This is a genomic window from Gordonia oryzae, assembly GCF_003797185.1.
Classification (GTDB): domain Bacteria; phylum Actinomycetota; class Actinomycetes; order Mycobacteriales; family Mycobacteriaceae; genus Gordonia; species Gordonia oryzae.
In genome coordinates, this window is the sequence record NZ_RKMH01000008.1 from 240260 (window position 1) to 255145 (window position 14886).

Annotated in this window: 15 protein-coding genes; 5 read left to right on the forward strand and 10 right to left on the reverse strand. The window is 66.1% G+C overall.

Features of this window, described 5'->3' with window-relative positions:
* Positions 1-64: 64 nt before the first annotated feature.
* From EF294_RS12400 to EF294_RS12415, 4 genes are all read right to left on the reverse strand, one after another.
* Entirely contained in the window at positions 65-1342 is a 1278-nt protein-coding gene (locus EF294_RS12400; RefSeq protein ID WP_123930228.1) for a M18 family aminopeptidase, read from the reverse strand.
* 18 nt (positions 1343-1360) lie between these two features.
* The gene (purQ, locus tag EF294_RS12405) at positions 1361-2044 is read right to left on the reverse strand and encodes a phosphoribosylformylglycinamidine synthase subunit PurQ (protein ID WP_123930231.1); all 684 of its coding nucleotides are present in this window, start codon (positions 2042-2044) and stop codon (positions 1361-1363) included.
* Positions 2045-2059: 15 nt separating this feature from the next.
* Positions 2060-2299 carry a phosphoribosylformylglycinamidine synthase subunit PurS gene (purS, locus tag EF294_RS12410; RefSeq protein WP_123930235.1) on the reverse strand — a complete coding sequence of 80 codons (240 nt, stop codon included), beginning with the start codon at positions 2297-2299 and terminating at the stop codon, positions 2060-2062.
* A 70-nt stretch (positions 2300-2369) separates the two neighbouring features.
* Positions 2370-2861 carry a glutathione peroxidase gene (locus EF294_RS12415; RefSeq protein WP_123930238.1) on the reverse strand — a complete coding sequence of 164 codons (492 nt, stop codon included), beginning with the start codon at positions 2859-2861 and terminating at the stop codon, positions 2370-2372.
* A gap of 118 nt (positions 2862-2979) precedes the next feature.
* Here EF294_RS12415 and EF294_RS12420 point away from each other — a divergent pair, with 118 nt between their 5' ends.
* Both EF294_RS12420 and EF294_RS12425 read left to right on the forward strand, forming a co-directional pair.
* On the forward strand, positions 2980-3483 hold the full coding sequence (locus EF294_RS12420; protein WP_123930241.1) for a MarR family winged helix-turn-helix transcriptional regulator: 504 nt from the start codon (positions 2980-2982) through the stop codon (positions 3481-3483).
* Complete coding sequence (locus EF294_RS12425; protein WP_123930244.1) at positions 3480-5063, forward strand: DHA2 family efflux MFS transporter permease subunit; 1584 nt, start codon at positions 3480-3482, stop codon at positions 5061-5063. Before EF294_RS12420 ends, EF294_RS12425 begins: the two co-directional genes overlap by 4 nt.
* 102 nt (positions 5064-5165) lie before the next feature.
* On the opposite strand, the gene EF294_RS12430 is transcribed toward EF294_RS12425, so the two are convergent.
* Together EF294_RS12430 and EF294_RS12435 are read right to left on the reverse strand one after the other, a co-directional pair.
* The gene (locus EF294_RS12430; RefSeq protein WP_185091058.1) at positions 5166-7310 is read right to left on the reverse strand and encodes a S9 family peptidase; all 2145 of its coding nucleotides are present in this window, start codon (positions 7308-7310) and stop codon (positions 5166-5168) included.
* Positions 7311-7377: 67 nt separating this feature from the next.
* A complete protein-coding gene (locus EF294_RS12435) occupies positions 7378-8265 on the reverse strand; it encodes a phosphoribosylaminoimidazolesuccinocarboxamide synthase (RefSeq protein WP_123930250.1) in 888 nt (295 codons plus the stop codon).
* Between the two features lie 98 nt (positions 8266-8363).
* On the opposite strand from EF294_RS12435, the gene EF294_RS12440 reads away from it, so the two are divergent.
* Positions 8364-8663: an Rdx family protein gene (locus EF294_RS12440; protein WP_123930253.1), complete on the forward strand. Its 300-nt coding sequence runs from the start codon at positions 8364-8366 to the stop codon at positions 8661-8663.
* A gap of 28 nt (positions 8664-8691) precedes the next feature.
* Here EF294_RS12440 and EF294_RS12445 read toward each other — a convergent pair whose 3' ends face one another.
* From EF294_RS12445 to EF294_RS12460, 4 genes are read right to left on the reverse strand one after another with little or no spacing between them, the layout of a single operon-like run.
* Positions 8692-9129 carry a VOC family protein gene (locus EF294_RS12445; RefSeq protein WP_123930256.1) on the reverse strand — a complete coding sequence of 146 codons (438 nt, stop codon included), beginning with the start codon at positions 9127-9129 and terminating at the stop codon, positions 8692-8694.
* A gap of 41 nt (positions 9130-9170) precedes the next feature.
* Positions 9171-10598, reverse strand: a complete 1428-nt coding sequence (purB, locus tag EF294_RS12450) for an adenylosuccinate lyase (protein WP_123930259.1) — start codon at positions 10596-10598, stop codon at positions 9171-9173.
* Between the two features lie 33 nt (positions 10599-10631).
* Positions 10632-11042, reverse strand: a complete 411-nt coding sequence (locus tag EF294_RS12455; RefSeq protein WP_185091051.1) for a hypothetical protein — start codon at positions 11040-11042, stop codon at positions 10632-10634.
* 44 nt (positions 11043-11086) lie between these two features.
* Positions 11087-11689, reverse strand: a complete 603-nt coding sequence (locus tag EF294_RS12460) for a TetR/AcrR family transcriptional regulator (RefSeq protein ID WP_123930262.1) — start codon at positions 11687-11689, stop codon at positions 11087-11089.
* 120 nt (positions 11690-11809) lie between these two features.
* Here EF294_RS12460 and EF294_RS12465 point away from each other — a divergent pair, with 120 nt between their 5' ends.
* Both EF294_RS12465 and EF294_RS12470 read left to right on the forward strand, forming a co-directional pair.
* The gene (locus tag EF294_RS12465) at positions 11810-12571 is read left to right on the forward strand and encodes a DUF6882 domain-containing protein (protein ID WP_123930265.1); all 762 of its coding nucleotides are present in this window, start codon (positions 11810-11812) and stop codon (positions 12569-12571) included.
* Between the two features lie 170 nt (positions 12572-12741).
* Complete coding sequence (locus tag EF294_RS12470; protein ID WP_246007823.1) at positions 12742-14832, forward strand: MMPL family transporter; 2091 nt, start codon at positions 12742-12744, stop codon at positions 14830-14832.
* The last annotated feature ends 54 nt before the right edge of the window (positions 14833-14886 follow it).

Genomic DNA, 14886 nt, shown 5'->3' on the forward strand with positions numbered 1-14886 from the left:
ATCGTGATCGACGACCGCATCGGCTGCACGATGACCGCTCTCGGGCACGATCGCGCCGGAAAACTCAGGCTTCACTACTCAGGAACGCCTGTAGCGCAGCAGAATACATCGGTACGTCGGCGGTACCCATCAGCTCGCGGGCACTGTGCATCGCGAGCTGGGGTGCGCCGACGTCGATGGTCAGCAGACCGGTACGCGCGGCGGTGATCGGCCCGATCGTCGACCCGCAGGGCAGATCAGCTCGGTGGATGTAGCGCTGCATCGGAACCCCCGCGGTATCGCAGGCCAACGCGAAGACGGCCTCCCCGATCGCATCCGAGGCGTAACGGAGATTCTGATTAACCTTGAGTACCGGGCCACCGTCGATGGCGATCTGGTGGGTAGGTTCGTGCCGCTCGGGGTAGTTCGGGTGGGTGGCGTGGGCCATGTCCCCCGATGCGCACATGCTCGACGCCATCGCCTGCAGGTAGTCGGCCCGGCTTCCCCCGCGGGACAACACGATTCGTTCGAGGACGGTGGACAGGAAGTCCGACGCCGCGCCCCGCTCGGAACCGCTGCCGACCTCTTCGTGATCGAACAGCGCAAGTACCCGGGTCGCGATCGCGGGTGAGCCGTCGAGCAATGCCCGCAGCCCGGCATAACAGGTGCCCTGGTTGTCCAGTCGTGGCGCGCTAAGCAGGCTTTCGTCGGTTCCGATCAGCCGCGACGGTGCCACGTCGTGGGTCATCAACTCCCAGCCAAGCACCGAATCTGGTGCAATACCGGCATATTCGGCGACCCAGTCCAGAACGTCGGGCACGCCAGCACCGATCCCCCACACCCCGTCGAGGTGTCGTTGCGGGTCCAGGGTGACGCCCTTGCGGTCGGCGGAGAGGTGAATCGCCAACTGCGGCACCCGAACCACCGGCTCGGTCACATGCACCAGCACGTGATCGACGGCGTTGCCGGAGCGATAGGCGAGTCGGCCGGACAACCCGAGATCGCGGTCGAGCCAGGAATTCAGCCAGGCGCCACCGTAGGGTTCGAGCGCTATCGTGCGGATACCGGCACTGACGCGATCCGGGCGTTGCTTGAGACGCAGGTTGGGACTGTCGGTGTGGCCGCCGACGATCCGAAAGGCATGGCCGTCACCGAGATCCCACGCGATGATCGAACCGCCGCGGATGACGTAGAAGCGGCGCGCATCCAGTGACCACTCGCGCTCCTCGAACAGGCGCCGGAATCCGGCCTCCTCCAACTCCGCCGCCACCGTCGCGCACACGTGGAACGGTGAGGGTGAGTCGTCGATGAAGGCACCGAGCCCGCTCGCGGTGGCCGTGGTGGTCAGACGAGGAGCACTCATGCCGTCACCGCCACATCGTCACGCGTTGGCCAGGACGGCGTCGATCGCCGAGTAGAACAGGCCGAGGCCGTCGTCACTCGGACCGGTCAGGGCCTCGGTGGCGTGTTCGGGATGCGGCATCAGTCCGACGATCCGGCCGTCAGGACTGCTGATACCGGCGATGTCGAGCGCCGAACCGTTGGGATTGCCGCCGGCATAGGTGAACACGATCAGCCCCTCGCCCTCGAGTTCCTCGAGTTTGCGTTGCGGGGCGACGTAGCGACCCTCCCCCGACTTGAGGGGGATGAGGATCTCCGCACCCCGCTCGAACCGGGTGGTCCAGGCCGTCGTTGTCGACTCGACCCGCAGCCACTGATCGCGGCAGATGAAGTGCAGGCCCTCGTTGCGGGTCAGCGCGCCGGGCAGCAGTCCGGCCTCACACAGGACCTGAAAACCGTTGCAGATACCCAGAATCGGCATACCCTTGCCCGCGGCCTCGATGACCGAACCCATGACGGGGGCGAACTTGGCGATCGCCCCGGCACGCAGATAGTCGCCGTAGGAGAACCCGCCGGGCACGACGATGGCGTCGACGCCCCGGAGATCGGCGTCGCCGTGCCACAACTCGACGGCCTCGGCCCCGGCGAGACGGACCGCGCGGGCGGCGTCGACGTCGTCGAGGGTGCCGGGAAAGGTGATGACCCCGATGCGTGCGTTGCTCACAGTCGTCTCCGCTGCCTACTCGGCAACCCGGGAGACGGTGAAATTCTCGATCACCGTGTTGGTCAACAACTCTTCGGCGATCCGCTCCAACGTGACGTCGTCGACGGAGTCGTCGACCTCGAGTTCGAAACGCTTGCCCTGGCGGACATCGGCGATGCCGGAGAATCCCAGACGGCCCAGTGCGCCGACGATCGCCTGACCCTGCGGATCGAGGATCTCGGCCTTGGGCATCACGTCGACCACCACTCGTGCCATCGGCAATAGCTCCCTATCGAATATCTCCTGGCCTTCGGAAGACGACCGGAGGAGGTTGGTTGAACACCGGTTACCTTACCGGCAGCGCCGCCTCGATCGCCGCGACGACCTCGGGTGCGGTCGGCTCGGTACGCGGACGGAAGCGGGCGACGGGCTCGCCGTCGGCGCCGACGAGGAACTTCTCGAAGTTCCACTGGATGTCACCGGCCTCGCCGTCGGCGTCGGCGAGCTTCGTCAGCTCGGCATAGAGGGGATGCCGTCGGTCACCGTTGACATCGGTCTTCTCCAGCAGCGGGAACGTGACGCCGTAATTGGTGGAACAGAAGGTCGCGATCTCCTCTGCGCTGCCCGGCTCCTGGCCCATGAACTGGTTGCACGGCACACCTACGACGGTCAGTCCTCGCTCGCCGTAGGTCTTGGCAAGTTCTTCCAGTCCGGTGTATTGGGGCGTGAGGCCGCATTTGCTGGCGACGTTGACGACCAGCAACGGTCCGGTGAAGTCGGACAGCGACAGCGCCGATCCGTCGAGTGCGGCCACAGGGATGTCCTTGACATTGCTCATAACCCCCGACCCTAATCGCACCGGCGCGATGGTGCAGATCACCGATTTTTGTGCGCTATGACGCATATCACCGATAATTGTGTTCGCACGATAGTTGCGTACCCGTTAGCATTTTCGGGTGCCCACTTCGATCGATTCCGCGTGCCGCGCATTGCACGAGTTTCTCGATCGACTGATCTGCCTGAGCAAGGCCGCCGCCGTCGACGACCTCGCCACCACCGACCTCACCTTCTCCCAAATCCGGGTGTTGTTCGTCGCCGGCGAGGCTCAGGCACCGATGTCGGTCCACGAGATCGCCGATGCCATCGGCTTGTCGCTGGCCGCAACCGGCCGGACCGTCGACCGTCTCATGCGGCTCGGATTCGTCGATCGCCGCGAGGATCCCGCCGACCGGCGCGTCAAACGCGTCAGCCTCACTGCGGAGGGTCGGCACCTCGTTGACGGACAGCTGAGTGTGCGCGAGGAGATCATCAGCGACTTCGTCGCCGGCCTACCCACCGAACACCGTGACGCGTTAACCGACGCGCTGCGACCCATCGTCGACGCCGACACCGACTACTTCGAGTTGACTCACCCCACTGACCACACCCATCCGACCCACGACCAGAAAGTGCACTCATGACGAGTTCCACCTCCACCGGCGGAACGGCCCACGCCGGCCCACCGGACACCACACTCGACCGGCATGTGCTGAAGGTTGCCGGCGTCGTCGTGCTCGGCGCCATCATGTCGATCCTCGACGTGACCGTAGTGTCGGTGGCACAGAACACATTCCAGGAAACCTTCAACACCAATGCCGCGGGCGCCGCGTGGACGATGACCGGCTACACGCTGGCGCTGGCCGCGGTCATCCCGCTCTCGAGCTGGGCCGCGGCACGATTCGGCACCAAGAAGGTCTACATGACCTCACTGGTGCTGTTCCTCGTCGGTTCCGCGCTGTGCGCGGTCGCCTGGAACATCGGTTCGCTGGTGGCCTTCCGCGTCGTCCAGGGACTCGGCGGTGGTCTGCTGATGCCGATCGGCATGATGATTCTCACCAAGGCCGCCGGTCCTGAACGCGTCGGTTCGGTGATGGCCGTCCTCGGTATCCCGATGCTGTTGGGCCCCATCGCCGGACCCATCCTCGGCGGTCTGCTCATCGAGAAGGCCAGCTGGCATTGGGTGTTCCTGATCAACGTCCCGATCGGTCTCGTCGCCCTGGTCTACGCCTGGCTCGTGCTGCGTGACGACGAAGAGAAACAGCGCCCGACAATCGATTTCGTCGGTCTACTGATGCTCTCAACGGGCCTGGCGCTGTTCCTCTACGGCGTCTCCTCGTCCACCGACGCGGGCACCTTCATGGACACGAAAGTGCTCGTCACCACGATCATCGGCGCCGTGCTGATCATCGCGTTCATCATCCATGCGCTGCGAGCGAAGAATCCGCTGCTGGATCTGCGCCTGTTCAAGAACAAGACGCTGGCCATCGCGGTGGTCACGATGACCACCTTCATGATCGCGTTCTTCGGTGCGGCACTGCTCTATCCGCAGTACTTCATCGGAGTTCGCGGCGAGTCCACCTTGATGGCCGGTCTGCTGCTCGCCCCGCAGGGAATCGGCGCGATGCTCACCATGCCCATCGCCGGGCGCCTGACCGACAAGATGGGTCCGGGCAAGTTCGTCCTGGGCGGTATCGTGCTGATCTTCTGCGGCATGGGTTACTTCGTCTTCCTCGGCGCCAACACCCCCTACTGGGCGGTGTGCCTGGCGTTGTTCGTCCAGGGTCTGGGCATGGGTATGACGATGATGCCGATCATGTCCGCGGCGCTGGCGACCCTGAACAACAAGCAGGTCCCGGACGGTTCGACGTTGATGAACGTGGTGCAGCAGACCGCATCATCAATCGGTACCGCCGTGATCTCGGTGGTCCTGGCCAACATGTTCAAGTCGCATCCGGAGTCGCTGCTGGCGATCAGCTCGAACGCTGCACCGGAGAAGTACGCACAGGCCGTGCAGTCAAGCGCCAACACCCCCGCCGCACTTCCGGCCAACCCGCCCGATCAGTGGTTCTCCTGGGCGGCCGAGGCCTTCGGTACCACGTTCATCGTGGCGACGGTATTGGTCGCGGTGACCGTGATCCCCGCGTTCTTCCTGCCCCGCACAAAGATCGCCTCCCCGCTCGTCGAGGAAGACATGGATCGCACACCGACGCTGATGCACTGAGCGTCCGCGCTCCACTATTGAGCGTTCACGCTCTCGCCAGTCGATTTCGCTCCCGCGCAACAGGTTCGTTACGCGGGAGCGAATTCGTTATGCGGGAGACGATCAGGGGGTGACGGCTCCGGTCTGCTGGAGAATCCACGCGATCTCGAAGGCGACCTCTTCCCACTGCTTGTAGCGCCCGGAGACACCGCCGTGGCCCGCCGACATCTCGGTCTTCAGCAGGATCGGATTATCCGAGGTACTCAACTCCTGCAGGCGAGCAACCCATTTCGCCGCCTCGGTGAACAGCACACGGGTGTCGTTGAGCGAGGTCTGGGCGAGTATCGCGGGATACGGGAGCGCCTCGACGTTCTCGTAAGGCGAGTATGACTTCATGTACTCGTAGACCGCCGGATCGTGCAGCGGGTCACCCCATTCGTCCCATTCGATGACCGTCAACGGCAGCGACGGGTCAAGGATCGAGTTGAGGGCGTCGACGAACGGCACCGAGGCCAGGATTCCGTGGAAGAGCTCCGGCGCCATGTTGGCCACCGCACCCATGAGCAGTCCACCGGCCGAACCACCCTCGGCGACCATCTGTTCCGACGTCGTCCAACCGCGTTCGACGAGATGGCGACCCGAGTCCACGAAGTCGGTGAAAGTGTTCTTCTTGGTCAGCGTCTTGCCGGTCTCGTACCAGTGCCGGCCCATCTCGCCGCCGCCGCGCACATGGGCGAGGACGAAGACCACACCGCGATCGAGCATCGACAGTCGTGACACCGAGAACGACGGGTCGAAACTCGCCTCGTAGGAGCCGTATCCGTAGAGCAGCAACGGGGCCGGCGCCGCACCCTCGTCGCCGGGTGCCGCCACCGACTTGTGGCGAACGATCGACAACGGGATCACGGTACCGTCGGCGGCGGTGGCCCATTCGCGCGACTGTAGGTAGTCCTCGGGACGGAAGTCGCCGAGGACGGGCTGACGTTTGAGCAGGACACGCTCGCCGGTCGCCACGTCAAGCTCGAAGAGTTCCGACGGTTCGATGAAACTGCCGTACCCGAATCGTAGTCGTGGCGTGGCCCATTCACGATTGCCACCAAGGCCCAGGGAGAACAGCTCCTGCGCGACGGCGACCTCGATGAAGTCTTCGGCGACCGGGATGCCGTCGATCCGCCGGAGGTCGGCGATGGCCACCCGCGGCAGGGCATCGGCGCGGTAGCTGAGCACGAGATAGTCGCGGAAGGCATCGACGTCCTCGATGCGGAAGCCGCGCCGATGCCCGATGAACTCGGTTCGGGCGGCCGGATCGTCGACGGGGACGATGTCGACAGCGAAGTCCTCGGCCTTTTCACCGTCACGAACATCGTTGTGCACGATCAGGAAATAGTCGGTACCGGCGATCTCGGCGTGTTCGACGTTGTATTCCACTCCGTCGACCCGGGGTGCGACGCTGCGGAACTCACCAGTGGGGTCATCGGCGGACAGGACGAAGCACTCGGAGGTGATCTTGGAGCCGACGGCGATCACCAGGTACTTGTCACTGCGGGTCGACCCCATACCGACCCAGTAACGTTCGTCGGGCTCGTAGAAGACCTTGACGTCAGGAGTGTCGGCACCGATATCGTGGCGCCACACCGTATCCGGGCGCCACGCGGCGTCGACGGTTTGATAGAAGACGTGTCTGGTGTCGGTCGACCACACGGCCCCGCCGGCGGTGTCGGCGATGACGTCGGGCAACAGCTCTCCGGTTCGAAGATCCTTGAATCGCAACGTGTACCGCTCGTCGCCGACCACGTCGGTGCTGTAGGCCAGCCAGTTGCCGTCGTGACTGACCGTGAGCGCACCGACGCTGAAGAAGTCGTGACCCTCGGCCTCGTCGTTGGCGTCGAAGAGCACTTCCTCACCCGGCAGAGGCGCGTCCTCGGACACCGTCGGCGGTGTCCAGTCGTCGGGATCGACGATGGGGCAACGGCATTGCATCGCATACTGTTTGCCCTCAAGGGTGCGCGCGTAGTACCAGTACGCACCGCGCCGCGACGGCACCGACATGTCGGTTTCCTTGGTGCGCGAGCGGATTTCGTCGAAGATCGTCGCCCGCAGATCCGTCAGCGCGGCGGTGTGGGCCTCGGTGTAGTCGTTCTGCGCCTCGAGGTAGGCGATCACCTCGGGGTCGTCCTTGTCGCGCAGCCACTCGTAGTTGTCGATGACGGTGTCGCCGTGATGGTTTCGCTCGAGGGGAACCTTCTTCGCCACCGGCGCGGCGATCATGGCGGCCACCGCGTCGGCGGTACCTGCGGCATCGGTGTCGGTGTCTGCTGCGTCGGTCACGTGACTCCTATCCTTGCGGCCAGTCGGCGAAGGATTTCTGCGAAATCCATTCGTAGGCCTCGATGTATCGTTGCCGGGTGCGTGTCACCACGTCGGCGGGCAGGGCGGGTGGGGTCGCATCGGAGGCGCGATCCCAGCCGGATTCCGATGAGGTCAGCCAGTTGCGGACGATCTGCTTGTCGAAGCTCGGCTGCACCCGACCCGGGGTATAGCCGGCGGCCTCCCAGTAGCGCGAGGAGTCCGGCGTGAGCACCTCGTCGGCGAGGACAAGTGATCCGTCGGAGTCGCGCCCGAACTCGAACTTGGTGTCGGCCAAGATGATTCCGCGTTGTGCGGCGAGTTCGGCGCCGCGCCGGTAGATGTCGAGGGTCGTGCGGCGAAGATCGTCGGCCAACTCGGCCCCGACCTGCGCGGCCACCGCCTCGACGCTGATGTTCTCGTCGTGGTCACCTTGTTCGGCCTTGGTGGCCGGGGTGAAGATCGGCTCGGGCAGCCGGTCGGCTTCATCGAGGCCGTCGGGCAACACCACCCCGCACACCACGCCGGTGGCTCGATAGTCGATCAGCCCGGAGCCGGTGAGGTAGCCACGAGCCACGCATTCCACCGGCACCATCGGCAGCTTGCGCACCACCATCGATCGGCCCACACACCCGTCGGGGATGCGCTCGTCGGTCGGTCCGCCCGCCAGGTGGTTCGGCACGCCCAGCGCATCGAACCAGTAGAAGCTCATGGCGGTCAGGATGGCCCCCTTGTCCGGTATCGCCGGGCTCAGGATGTGGTCGTAGGCCGAGATGCGATCGCTGGCCACCATCAGCAGGGTGTCGTCGTCGATCTGATAGATCTCGCGGACCTTGCCGGAGGCGAGAAAAGTGTACGAGTCGAGAGCCGGACGCATGCCCTCGACCATAGTGTGCGCAGGTCGGCGGGGGGCAGTCTGGGTGGCCGGCGGCTCGGGGGGTTCCGGATCGGGGCGATCTGGCAGTCTGGGTCGTCATGGGCGCACCGCAGATCACCATCACCTACTGCACGCAATGCAATTGGCTGCTGCGGGCCAACTGGATGGCGGCGGAACTGCTGTCGACCTTCGGCACCGACCTCGGCTCGGTCATCCTGCGCCCGGGCACCGGCGGCATCTTCGTCATCGAGGCCGACGGCGAGCAGATCTGGGAACGCACGCGCGACGGCGGTTTTCCCGACGCCGCCGAACTCAAACGCCGCGTCCGCGATTCGGTGCTGCCCGATTGGTCGTTGGGACACGCCGACCGTACGCCCGCCGATCCCGACGCGGGCTAGCCACGGGCTGCTCACCCGGACCGGCGAGTCAGTCGAGACAGAACTCGTTGCCCTCCGGATCGGCCATGACGAGGTGACCGCCCGCCAGCGGAGGCGCCGGTTCGTGCCGGGCGAGCCGCCGGGCACCCAGGCCGATCAGTTCGGCACCACGACGCTCCAGCGCCGCCATCCGCTCCTCACCCGACAAACCGGGGGCGGCCCGAACACACAGGTGAACGCGATTCTTGACGGTCTTACCCTCGGGCACCCGCTGGAAGAAGACCCGCGGCCCCGCACCTGCCGGATCGACCAGCGCCGAGGCGTCATTGCGCCGATCCTCGGCGATACCCATCGCCGAGAGCGCGTCGTCCCACGTGTCGAAACCCGGCGGCGGGGGCGCGATCCGATAGCCGAGGACCTCGGCCCAGAACGCGGACAGCGCTGCCGGGTCCGCACAGTCGAAGGTCACCTGGAAGTCGATACTCATGCCGACATGGTTCCCCACATTACGGACAGCCAGCGTCCTCGTTACAGAATCGGCGCCGGGATATAGGCCGCTGCCTGAGGGTTCTCGGCGATGATCTTCTCGGCGGCGGCAATGACGTCGGCGACCTGGCGACCCGCCGCGCCGACGAAGGCTTCCTTGTCGTCGAGCAATGCATCGAGCTGTGCCCGGTCGAGCGGGATGCGGTCGTCGGCGGCGAGCCGGTCGAGCAAATCGGGTTCGCGCCCCTCCTCGCGCATGGCCAGTGCCACGGCGACGGCGTTCTCCTTGATCGCCTCGTGCGCGGTCTCACGCCCGACGCCCGCGCGCACCGACGCCATCAACACCTTGGTGGTGGCCAGGAACGGCAGGTAGCGGTCGAGCTCGTTGGCGATCACGGCCGGATAGGCGCCGAATTCGGCGAGCACGGTCAAGAACGTCTCCATCAGGCCGTCGATGGCGAAGAAGGCGTCGGGCAGCGCCACGCGACGGACCACCGAGCAGAAGACGTCGCCCTCGTTCCACTGCGCGCCGGCGAGCTCGGCGGTCATCGACGCGTAGCCGCGCAGCACCACCGCCAGGCCGTTGACCCGCTCGCAGGAGCGGGTGTTCATCTTGTGCGGCATCGCCGACGACCCGACCTGGCCGGGCTGGAAACCCTCGGTGACCAGCTCATGTCCGGCCATCAGCCGGATCGTGTGGGCCAGCGACGACGGTGCCGCGGCCACCTGGACGAGTGCGGAGACGACGTCGTGGTCGAGGGAGCGCGGGTAGATCTGCCCGACCGAGGTGAACGACCGGGAGAAGCCGAGATGCCCGGCGACCCGCGACTCGAGGTCGGCGAGCTTGCCGGCGTCACCGCCGAGCAGGTCGAGCATGTCCTGGCTGGTACCCATCGGCCCCTTGATGCCGCGCAGCGGATAGCGGTCGAGGAGTTCGGTGAGTCGGGTCAGCGCGATCATCAACTCGTCGGCGGCCGACGCGAATCGCTTGCCCAGCGTCGTCGCCTGCGCGGCCACGTTGTGGCTGCGTCCGGCCATCACCAGCGACGAATACTGCGCGGCGCGTTCGACGAGCCGCGCGAGCACAGCGACGCCATGGGCGTGGACGTGGCGAAGCGACTGCAGGATCTGCAGCTGCTCGACATTCTCGGTGAGGTCGCGGCTGGTCATCCCCTTGTGGATCTGCTCGTGACCGGCGAGCGCGTTGAACTCCTCGATTCGCGCCTTGACGTCGTGACGGGTGATGCGTTCACGCTCGGCGATGGACCCGAGATCGATGTCGTCGACGACCCGCTCATAGTCGTCGATCGCGTTGTCGGGCACGTCGATCCCGAGGTCGCGTTGGACCCGCAGGACCGCGATCCAGAGTCGGCGTTCGGCGGCGATCTTGTTGGTCGCCGACCAGATCTCGACCAGATCGGTCGACGCATAGCGGCTCGCGAGGACGTTGCTGATGGCAGGTTTCGACACGTCAACAGTGTAGTTTGCGTGTCGCGGGCGTCTTTACAGGGCGAAGCACAGGCCCCCGGAGCCATACCCCTGGTGCACCCGGGCGATGGTGATCGGCGACGTGACGCCGTTCTGCACCGCATAGAGCATCCGGTCGCCGAGTCGGCGCGGCGTCCAGTTGACCGTCGCGATCAGTTGATACGCGGGCGCCCTGCCGATGAAGATCGGGGCGAATCCCTTGCGCTGCTCGTAGAAGGAGACCATGCCCACCGAGTTGACCGGCACCGTCAGGTTGTAGGTGCAGCCGGTGCCGTACACCACCGACGAGAACGGCACCCCCGGGTCGACCGGTCCGGCCGGCGCCGCCGACGCCAGCCCGGAACCGCCCACTAGCCCGGCGACCACCGCCGCACCCGTCACCAGCGATGCAGCCCACCGGTGTATCGCACCCCTACGCTCCCCCATGACTCCCCTTTCTCTCCCCGACCCCTGATTGTGGTTGCAGGTCTTCACATTTGCGGCGCCAGGATATCGACGACACCGTTCAGCGCCGCGCGCGTGGCTTCGAACGGCGAGGTCTCAGCACAGCCCAGGGTGCCGACGATGGCACCATCCTCGACCGCGATCAACCAGCCGACGTGATGCGGGTCGGAGCGACGGCCGGATTTCTCGAGAACCTCTGCGTGCATCGCCGAGACGTGGTGTCTGCGCTCCTCGACGACGTCGCGCAGTAGCGGATACCGGGGCGCGAGCGCGATCAGTTCGTAGCGCGCGGCGAGATCCTCGATGGGTGTCTGCGCCCCGACGAAGACCTCCGACAGCGCTTCCGCGGTCGCCCCGACACCGCGCCGTCGCCGGGTCAACGCAGCTCCTCGGGCCGCGATCGCCTCGTCGGCACTACGGGTGACATACATGGCGGCCTCGGCCATCAGGTCTTCCAGCGAGGCGAAGTAATAGGTCGTCGAGGCAAGTGGCAGGTTGGCCCGGTCGGCGACCGCACGATGCCGGACGGCGTCGAAACCCCCCTCGAGCAGGAGCGCACCGGCGGCCTCGATGAGTCGAGTCCGCCGCCTCGTTCCCTTCGGGGTGGCGGCCGATGTCATGGCGACCATGCTGCCAGGGTGACCTGGTTCGCCGACCCTTTTTCGGCGGATCAGCCACCGAGCGGACCGGTCGTTCGATCACCTGACAGATGGGGCAACAGCGCCGATTCCGGCACTAGCGTGACTCGCATGGATCTCGACGGTTTGCGCGCTGTCGCCAATTGCGGCGCCTGGTATGCCGGACTGCGTCGCGTCGCGCTGGATCAATACCTCACCCAGCACCTCGGCAACTACACATCTGCCGCCGAGGGCACCACGGCGGTGGTCTTCGCTGCGACCACCGATCCGCGCCGGCGGATCTGCGCCCACCGATCACCGGTGGCCTCCGTACGCCGCGCCGGAGCGTCGGGTTGGGTGATCCGGTGGGCCTGGGCCGGCACCTCCCCTGACCTGCCGACCGATCTCCGTCTCGCCGAGCTGCGCCGCTCGGGCGAATGCCTCGGCGTTGCCGCGCTGATCTCTCCGGAACTGGGCGTGCCCGACACCAGCTGCCCGGATTCGGAGCGCGCGGATTGGATCGCCGCGACCCTCGGTGCCGTTGCCGCTCAACTGAGCGGCGCCGGACCGGTCGTGCGTATCGACGACGCCGACGGCGGCTTCGAGATCGTCCAGGTGACCGGCCTGCCGCTTGCCGAACCGACCTTCACCGACCTCGTCGCGACGCTGCCCACACTTCTCGGCGAGGTGGCCGTCGGTGATCATCGCGTGGCCCTGCACGGCTTGGCGGTCCGGCTCGGTTGGCACGTGATGTGGCAACGCCCCAGCGAGATCGCGACCCCGGCCAATGCGGCCTCCGACATCTCGCAGTGCGTGCTCACCGACCAGAGATCTAGCCTGGCGTTGTCGTTCGACGTGAACGGCCGCCCGCGTCAGCGCGCCCTACCCGCCTGAACCTCCCTTGCGGCCAGATACCCCCATGGGTATATTCGTCGTCACCGACCAATACCCCCTGGGGTATCTGACGATGCGAGGGAGAACTCTCCGTGGACTCGACCGACCACTCCACCACCGTTGCCGACGACCCCGCGCCCGCGGCGGCAGACGACACCCGGCCCGGCCCGATGGGACGCCTAGGGGTCTGGACCGCCACGCACCGCCGGTGGGTGTTCGGCATCTGGTTCCTGCTCGTCATCGGCCTCGGTGCCGCGGCGCCGAGTGTGTTCGGTTCCCTGGCCGGCGCCGGATGGCAGGCCAACGGATCGGAGTCGGTCCAGGTCCGCGAGCTCGCACAACAACACTTCGGCGGCAACTCGTCGGCTGCGGTCCAGGTGGTGATCCACTCCGACGACAAACAGATCACCGACCCGGCGGTCGGGCACGTGATCGCCGAGATCACCGGGATCGCGCGCAGCGACCCGCGCTTCGGTCCGGTCATTGCCCCGACACCGGGAATGACCGTCAGCCGCGACGGCCACACCGCGATCGTCATCATCGGCGCCGCTGCCGACACCGACGCGATGGTCAAGGCGGTCGATGATCACAAGGCCGTGTTGACCAGCTTGTCCGGCAACGGGATTCAGGTGTATCCGACGGGGGCCTCGGCGCTGTGGAGCGATTTCAACAAGGCCAATCACGAGGCGATGATCAAGGCCGAGATGTTCTCCTGGCCGATCACGCTGGCGATCATGGTGATCGCCTTCGGCTCTCTCGTGGCCGCAGGACTCCCCTTGCTGCTGACCATCGCCGGACTCGTCGCCTCGGCCGGTGGGCTGGTGCTGCTGAACACCCTCACCCCGATCTCGGTGTGGGCCATGAACTTCGCGATGATGTTCGCCCTCGCGCTCGGTATCGACTACGCCCTGTTCATGGTGTCGCGCTTTCGTGCGGCGATCGCGCGACGCGAGACACCCGAACACGCGGTCGCCGAGACCATGGAGACCGCGGGCAAGGCAGTGCTGCTCTCGGGTCTGACGGTGCTGGTGAGTTTGTCCGCGGTGCTGATGGTTCCGGCGCCCGCGGTGCGAACGATGGCCGTCGGGATCATGCTTGCCGTCGTCTTCGTCCTCGCGGCCACCATGACCCTGCTGCCGTCGGTGTTGTCAGCCCTCGGCACCAAGGTCAATGCCGGCTCGCTGCCGTGGGCGAAGAAGCAGGAACACCGATCGCACCGTTTCGGGCGCTGGGGAGAGCTGCTGCATCGTCACCCGTGGCCGTTCGCCGTCGTCTCGCTCGCCATCCTGGTCTTGTTGGCGCTGCCGGTGCTGGGATTGAAGGTCGCGATGCCGTCGATCACGGTCGTTCCCGACGACGCGCCGGTCCGCCAGGGCTATCAGATCGTCGCCGACGACATGGGTCCCGGCGCCCCCGGAGCACTGCAGATCATCGTTGCCACCCTGGACGCTCCGGCAACGGCCACCGCGGCCACACAGACTCCCGGCATCGCCATGGTCACGCCGGCCCAGGCCGCACCGGACAACTCGGGATACTCCATACTGCAGGCGATTCCGTCGGTCGATCCGTCCGCGCCGGAAATGGACGGCATACTCACCGATCTACGTGACCGGGTTCCTGCGGGCGCCCTCGTCGGTGGCGCCGCGGCGGAGAACCTCGATCTACAGGACGCGCTGAACACGTGGTTCCCGGTGATCGTCGCCGTCATCCTGTCGCTGGGCTTCCTGCTTCTGCTGGTCGCATTGCGAGCCCCGGTGATCGCGTTGCTGGGAACCCTGGTCAGCTTGCTGTCGACGGGCGCGGCCTTCGGTGTCGCCACGCTGATCTTCCAGGACGGGCACGGTTCGGGTCTGCTCGGCTTCACCCCGCAGGGCTTCCTCGACGGCTGGGGTCCGGTGTTCTTCTTCGCGATGATCTTCGCAATCGCCATGGACTACACCGTCTTCCTGCTGGCAACCGCCAAGGAGCACTACGAGCGCACGGGTGATCCGCGGACCGCACAGGTCGACGGACTGGCCTACTCCGGTCGCATCATCTTCGCGGCCGCCGCGGTGATGGTGGCGGTATTCTTCACCTTTGCGCTGGCCCAACCACTTCCGCCCAAGGAGATGGGCATCATCCTGGGCGTCGCCGTCCTGCTCGATGCCACACTGATCCGCCTCGTGCTGCTTCCGGTGCTCCTGCGGATTACCGGCCACGTGGCCTGGTGGACGCCCCGATGGCTCGATCGGCTGCTGCCGGCGATCTCGTTCGGCCATTGACACCTCCTCCGAGGTATACCCCGAGGGGTATCATGGGGGTCGGCACATCGACAG

Coding starts and splice junctions, on each gene's coding strand:
- EF294_RS12435 (WP_123930250.1), bottom strand. CDS start 8,265: ATGCGTCCGGCTCTCGACTCGTACACTTTTCTCGCCTCCGGCAAGGTC.
- EF294_RS12440 (WP_123930253.1), top strand. CDS start 8,364: ATGGGCGCACCGCAGATCACCATCACCTACTGCACGCAATGCAATTGG.
- EF294_RS12445 (WP_123930256.1), bottom strand. CDS start 9,129: ATGAGTATCGACTTCCAGGTGACCTTCGACTGTGCGGACCCGGCAGCG.
- purS (WP_123930235.1), bottom strand. CDS start 2,299: ATGGCACGAGTGGTGGTCGACGTGATGCCCAAGGCCGAGATCCTCGAT.
- EF294_RS12415 (WP_123930238.1), bottom strand. CDS start 2,861: ATGAGCAATGTCAAGGACATCCCTGTGGCCGCACTCGACGGATCGGCG.
- EF294_RS12455 (WP_185091051.1), bottom strand. CDS start 11,042: ATGGGGGAGCGTAGGGGTGCGATACACCGGTGGGCTGCATCGCTGGTG.
- EF294_RS12460 (WP_123930262.1), bottom strand. CDS start 11,689: ATGGTCGCCATGACATCGGCCGCCACCCCGAAGGGAACGAGGCGGCGG.
- EF294_RS12425 (WP_123930244.1), top strand. CDS start 3,480: ATGACGAGTTCCACCTCCACCGGCGGAACGGCCCACGCCGGCCCACCG.
- EF294_RS12470 (WP_246007823.1), top strand. CDS start 12,742: ATGGGACGCCTAGGGGTCTGGACCGCCACGCACCGCCGGTGGGTGTTC.
- EF294_RS12430 (WP_185091058.1), bottom strand. CDS start 7,310: ATGATCGCCGCGCCGGTGGCGAAGAAGGTTCCCCTCGAGCGAAACCAT.
- EF294_RS12465 (WP_123930265.1), top strand. CDS start 11,810: ATGGATCTCGACGGTTTGCGCGCTGTCGCCAATTGCGGCGCCTGGTAT.
- EF294_RS12400 (WP_123930228.1), bottom strand. CDS start 1,342: ATGAGTGCTCCTCGTCTGACCACCACGGCCACCGCGAGCGGGCTCGGT.